Raw genomic sequence first — 6,533 nt, 5'->3', positions numbered from 1 at the left:
TTCTTCAAACCAACATCTACACCGCACGAACGATTMKTTTTAGGAAGTACTTGTACATTGGTTTCCGCTAAAACGGAAATGAAATATTTACCCGAAGGGTTCCGCCTGATTGTGGCATTGATGATTCGCCCTTCGACTTCGCGGCTTTTAGCAAAACGAACTAGACCGAGTTTTGGCAATTTGATTTTGTTTCCAATCATTCCGATATTTCCATTCGTATGTTTAGTCGTGTAGGACTGGATAGGATTCTTTTTCGATTTGAAGCGTGGTGAYTTATTTTGCTTTTTATAATATCGACTATAGGAATCTGCTAAATTTTCCACCGATTTCTGTAAGGCAATACTGTCTACTTCTTTCAGGAAAGAATACTCTTTCTTTAAAGCTGGAAGTTCTTTGATTGTTGCGTATTTATCCAGAAAAGAACCTTTCCATTCATTAGAGGGTAATTGGCCGTTCTGCTTCATTTCTTCACAGATATACCAGTAGRCATCTTTYTYMTTTTGTTTGCCTAAAAAGAAGTTATAGACAAAACGGGAGCAGCCGATYGTTTTATTGATTAGAACTAGTTGTTCTTTAGTTGGATAGATTCGAAATTTATAAGCTTTGTTTACGACCATTGGTTTCACCCCCTTATAGTTATTATTAATYATCGAACGTATGTTTGTCAAAAGATTACTTTGGCTTATGCCAACCGCCATTCATCTCCCCCTTACCGTTGGGCTCTCGCCCTTCACACRCTTGAAGAGGGAGTMTTCTGGCGGGAARTGATAAAACTAGAATTAAGAGAAACATTATGTTTGTCTTCTCTCTCGCGACAAAGTTAGCTTTTTCTTTTATTGAATGTAGATGTACCGTACCTTAACATTAGGTGAAACTATAATAAGAAGGGAAGAGAGCAAAATGGCTCACTTTAATATAAAGGTTGCTGTTCAAAAGTTCGGTAACTTTCTAAGTTCAATGGTCATGCCGAATATATCAGCTTTCATAGCTTGGGGGTTAATCACTGCACTATTCATTCCTTCTGGTTTCCTCCCAAATGAAAGCCTTGCCAAAATGGTTGGCCCAATGGTTACTTTCTTGCTTCCGCTTTTAATTGGGTATACAGGTGGTAAGTTAGTTCATGATCACCGAGGGGGCGTAGTTGGTGCTATTGCGACTATGGGTGTTATTGTTGGATCTGATATTCCAATGTTCCTTGGTGCAATGATCATGGGGCCGTTTGGCGGTTATGTTATCAAGAAATTCGATCAATTTATTGAAGGAAAAATAAAAGCCGGTTTTGAAATGCTTGTTAACAATTTCTCAGCTGGGATTCTTGGCGGCTTGCTGTCCATTCTATCTTTCTTAGCGATAGGTCCTGCTGTTGACGTGTTTACAGGATGGCTTGTAGCAGGTGTTGATTGGCTTGTAGGTACAGGTTTACTGCCATTAACAAGTATTCTAATCGAACCTGCCAAAGTATTGTTCTTAAACAATGCAATTAATCATGGCGTCCTTTCACCAATCGGTGTAGAGCAAGTTAAACAAACTGGATCTTCCATTCTGTTTCTGCTTGAAGCAAATCCTGGACCAGGTATTGGTATTCTGCTTGCTTATTGCTTCTTCGGAAAAGGTACCGCGAAGAGATCGGCGCCTGGAGCTGCCATCATTCATTTCTTCGGTGGTATCCATGAAATATATTTCCCTTATATTCTAATGAAACCGATGTTATTTTTAGCGGTCATTCTTGGAGGCATGAGCGGAGTTTTCACTTTAGTTCTTTTAGGCGGCGGATTGTTCGCTCCCGCTTCGCCAGGTAGTATTCTTGCCATTACAGCGGTAACTCCGCATAATATGGGCGCATATATTGCTAACTTTGCAGGTGTGATCGTAGCTGCAATTGTATCATTCATCGTAGCTGCATTCGTCTTGAAAACAGGTAAACAGACGGAGGAAAATATCGAAGATGCTGCGAAAAAAATGCAAGAAATGAAAGGGAAGAAAAGTTCTGTTGCTGATGTATTTGCTTCAGATCCGGGTACTATGCCAACAAACGTCAGTAAAATTATTTTTGCTTGCGATGCTGGTATGGGTTCAAGTGCAATGGGTGCTTCCCTCCTGCGCAAAAAGGTAAAGGAAGCTGGTTTGAATATTGATGTTACAAATACAGCAATCAGCAACATTCCTTCTGACGCACAAATTGTTATTACACAGGAAGAGTTAACTCCAAGAGCACAAAATAAAGTGCCGAATGCTTTTCATGTATCTGTCGATAACTTCTTATCAAGTCCTGAATACGATTCATTGCTAGCACGGCTTCAGGATGCTGGTACTGACGAGCTTCATGAGATTGTCGAAGATGCTGAAGAGGAAGTTCCAGGTGTTCGTGAACATACAATTGAACCTGGCATCGATGCAGGTGAAGAAGATGCACCGGATGATAATGATCTGCTTCGCGAAGAAAATGTCTTCCTTAATCAACATTTTGACAATAAGGAAGAAGCAATCCGCTTTGCGGGAAGAGCTTTAGTAAATGCAGGATACGTTAAGGAAAGCTACATTGAAGCGATGATTGCACGTGATGAAATGACTTCAACCTATATGGGAAATGATGTAGCCATTCCACATGGAACTGAGGAAGCTAAGAAAGATGTCCTTAAATCTGGATTTACCGTTTTACAGATACCAAACGGTGTCGATTTTGACGGCCAAAAGGCTCGGTTAATATTCGGAATAGCCGGCAAGGATGGTACACATCTTGAAATTCTATCTGGCATTGCGGTTACTTGCTCGGAGATGGAGAATATTGAAAAGATGGTTAAAGCCACATCAGCCAGGGAATTGATGGATATTATAAACGTTAAAAATAATTAAATACTCTTAACCAAGAATAGAAAAGCGTTTTACGCTTTTCTATTCAGTATTTTCTCGTGTTACTCCACCTGAAATGAGTTGGTAGCATGTATATTACTTCAAGGGAAAAATCAATCATAGAATTGATCATAAAAACTTCAGGAAAACATACGGCCATATCCATTGCAACACAACTGAATGTAAGTGTCCGGACGGTTCAACGTGATCTGAAGGCCATAGAAAAAATCCTGCAATCTTTTGAGTTGCATTTAACACGCAATACACATGAAGGGCTGTCCATCGATGGGAAGAATGAACAAATCTTTAGGCTCGTACAGCACCTGATGGGTAATCATCCGATTGATCAAACGCCACAAGAAAGAAAGTTGCATCTTCTTTTAGCATTATTGCAGGAAGAATCATATAAAACTCAAGCTCTAGCGGGGGATCTCGGTATAAGCATAACCACTCTTTCAACCTATTTAGACGAACTGACTGAGTGGATAAGAAATTTTAATATCGTGATTACCAGAAAAAGGGGAGTCGGAATAGAGCTTACCGGCACTGAAGAAAATAAACGGAAAGCTCAGGCTGCCTATTTCTTGCACTTCTTTAATGAAGAGCTGATTGAAAGTTTATTTTTGTTGCAAGAAGGAAAATTCTCAGAAGGGAAAATCCTCGACTATTTCGATCCCGATTATCTTCTGGCTATTGATGGGGTGCTGAACTCGACCTTTAACAGTGTCCATTCGCGTTTGGCGGATAGCGGGTATATAGGGTTAATTGTGCATATTTATGTAACCCTGCAAAGGAATGAAAGCCAATTTTTTTTGGAGAAGGACTTCAAGAAAATAAGAGAACTTTCGGATGAGAATAATCTTATGAATAAAATAGGCAAGGAACTCAGCACCATGCTGGAAGTCTCTTTTACCATCGATGATATAAGCTACCTGGCCGCCATCCTTAAAGGTTCCAAGCTTCATGCGGCGGATGCCGTTCCATATGACAGTGTGGTGCTAGGCCAGCTGATAAGGAACTTGATAAAAGATGTTTCTGCTCAATTGCAAATCGATTTGACCAAGGATTTCCCATTGTATCAAGGGCTCCTTGCCCACATGGAACCATCGCTTTTCCGGATCAAACAGGAAATGGGATTATATAATCCCTTAACGGAAGATATTAAACGAAAGTATCCGGTTCTCTTTTTAGCAGTAAAGACCAGTCTGGAAAAGGGATTCAAAGAAATTAAAGATTTTCCTGAAGATGAAATAGCCTTCATTGTCCTTCATTTCGGATCTGCATTAGTGATGCGGGAGGAAGAAATATCAATAAGGGCACTCATCGTTTGTCCGACAGGTATAGGTACGTCGAAGATGCTTGCAAGCCGGATCAAAAAAGAAATCATAGAAATCCAGACGGTAGAAATCAAGACGATCAAAGATATCCAGCAGCAGGGAAGCCTGAAAAACTATGATGTAATCATTTCTACCGTTCGGCTTCCGTATATCGATATGGATTATATCCTCGTATCCCCTCTTTTGAGTGAAGAGAATATATTGAACATCAGGAATTATTTAAGGAAGAATATTGAAAACTTCACTAAGAATAAGCGTTATAGCAGTCATTCAGCCCAAAAGGATTCCCTGCCAAAAAAAGAGAATGGCGAATTGAAAGAAGTATTGCAGGAACTGAAAGACGTCCAACAAGCAATAGACGCTGTTATCAATAATTTCCGGTTTTATCGGCTGCCGCATCTGAAAGGACATCCGCGAATCATCGAAGAAATGGTTCGGATGGCTGAAAAGGAAGATCTGCTAATGGATGCGGATGATGTGATAGGATCCCTTAACGAACGGGAAAAAAAAGGTGGTTTAGGTATTCCAGGCACTGGAATGGGCCTTTTTCATACCAGACATAAGAATGTGAAAGAGCTGATTTTCCAGGTGGCCCACTTAGATGAACTCTGTGTGGTAAGAGGAATGGACGGAAAAGACGTGTATATGAAAAACCTGTTGCTGATGCTTGCACCTGAAGAATTAAGTGCGAAGCAGCAGGAAATCGTCAGCTTAATCAGTTCAAGTTTAATTGAAAGCAATGAATCTATAATGATTTTTTCATCATCAGACGAAGAAGTAATTCGCAGTAGAATGGAAGCCATATTTTTGGATTATTTATATACTAACTTGATAAAGGGATGATAGAAATGAAACARGTAGTACATTTCGGTGCAGGGAATATTGGAAGAGGATTTATTGGGGCACTCTTTTCACAATCTGGATATCATGTAACATTTGTAGATATAGCTGATCAAATCATCGACCAGTTAAATGATAAAAAGCAATACCAAGTCAAATTGGCGACTGATCAGCAAGAATCGCTCACAGTAGAAAATGTATCAGGTTTAAACAGCTTAAAGCAGGAAGAGGAAATCATCAAGGCAATTAAGGAAGCAACATACCTTACGACTGCAATCGGTCCGAATATTTTGCCTCACATCGCACCTTTAATTGCAAACGGGTTAACTTCAAGAGTGAAGGAAACCGATGAAAAACTATATGTGATTGCTTGCGAAAACCAAATATCAGCAACAGATCTTTTAGAAGGATACATTCTAGAAAACTTAGATCAAGATACAAAGGCAAACTTAGCTGATAAAGTATTCTTCTTTAATTCAGCTGTTGATCGAATTGTTCCGATTCAAAATAACGAGGGTTCCCTCGATGTTTTGGTAGAACCTTATTATGAATGGGTCGTTGAAACGAATGAAAACATCCCTGCCGTTGAGGGGATGACCATTGTAAAAGAACTCGCTCCATTCATTGAAAGAAAACTTTTTACCGTTAATACAGGACATGCTGTCATTGCTTACTTGGGTTATCTTAAGGATAACAAATTGACGATTGACCAGTCATTGGAAGACGAAGGCATTGTGAAGCAAGTCAAGAACACATTAGATGAAACTGGAGCCTATTTAATAAAGGAATACCAGTTGAACCCAGACGAGCATCAGCAATATATTAACAAGATTATTAACCGATTTAAAAATTCTTACTTAAATGACTCAGTAAATAGAGTAGGCCGTTCACCTCTTCGTAAGCTTGGACCAAACGACCGTCTTGTACGCCCTGCAGTAGAAGCGAAGAAAGCTGGACTTTCCTATACACATCTAGCGAAGGCAATAGCGGCAGCTTTACTCTTTAACTATAACGAGGATGAAGAAGCACTAAGGCTGCAAGCGATGGTGAAAGAAAACGGTGTACCTTCTGTTCTTAAAGAAGTTAGTGGTTTAGACGAAAATAGCGAAATTACCAAAGAAGTTGTCAGTCATTACAATGAGTTAAAGAAATAAATAGTTTATGACCAGAGCTCCTGAAATGAATTTTCAGGAGCTCTTTAACTTAAGAATATTGCTGAGGGGATGCAAAGTACTTACGTGATCAATTGCTTTACGCTATACAATGCTCAAAAGGATAAAATAAATTCCCCCTAATACCAACTAAACCACTAAAGATAATTGACTACAGAACAGTAATTTTATATGATAATACTGACTGACTAATCAATCGGGAGGTGAGAAAGAATTTCTACAGAAAAGGTGGATAGAAGAGAGCAAATATTAGAGATTTCGCAACAACTTTTTGCTTCACTTGGTTATCATAAAACGAAGATCTCTGACATCGTTCGAGAAGCGGGTATTGCGC

Annotated in this window: 4 protein-coding genes; 3 read left to right on the top strand and 1 reads right to left on the bottom strand. The window is 39.4% G+C overall.

Going from position 1 to position 6,533, the window contains the following annotated elements; genetic code table 11:
- Positions 1-617: RNA-guided endonuclease TnpB family protein (locus AC1DUW_RS18535; protein ID WP_477643159.1), on the bottom strand; the 617-nt coding region annotated here is incomplete at its 3' end.
- Between the two features lie 283 nt (positions 618-900).
- On the opposite strand from AC1DUW_RS18535, the gene AC1DUW_RS18530 reads away from it, so the two are divergent.
- From AC1DUW_RS18530 to AC1DUW_RS18520, 3 genes are all read left to right on the top strand, one after another.
- Complete coding sequence (locus AC1DUW_RS18530; protein WP_477643158.1) at positions 901-2,853, top strand: PTS mannitol transporter subunit IICBA; 1,953 nt, start codon at positions 901-903, stop codon at positions 2,851-2,853.
- Between the two features lie 86 nt (positions 2,854-2,939).
- Positions 2,940-5,030, top strand: a complete 2,091-nt coding sequence (locus AC1DUW_RS18525) for a BglG family transcription antiterminator (RefSeq protein ID WP_477643157.1) — start codon at positions 2,940-2,942, stop codon at positions 5,028-5,030.
- A gap of 5 nt (positions 5,031-5,035) precedes the next feature.
- A complete protein-coding gene (locus tag AC1DUW_RS18520; protein ID WP_477643156.1) occupies positions 5,036-6,181 on the top strand; it encodes a mannitol-1-phosphate 5-dehydrogenase in 1,146 nt (381 codons plus the stop codon).
- Positions 6,182-6,533 lie beyond the last annotated feature (352 nt).

The organism is Peribacillus sp. P4_C12 (assembly GCF_056402095.1).
Note: the sequence above shows the minus strand (reverse complement) of the source record. Positions and strands in the feature narration are given on the sequence as shown.

Excerpts from the sequence above, each read along its gene's own strand:
- AC1DUW_RS18530 (WP_477643158.1), top strand. The coding sequence starts at position 901 with ATGGCTCACTTTAATATAAAGGTTGCTGTTCAAAAGTTCGGTAACTTT.
- AC1DUW_RS18525 (WP_477643157.1), top strand. The coding sequence starts at position 2,940 with ATGTATATTACTTCAAGGGAAAAATCAATCATAGAATTGATCATAAAA.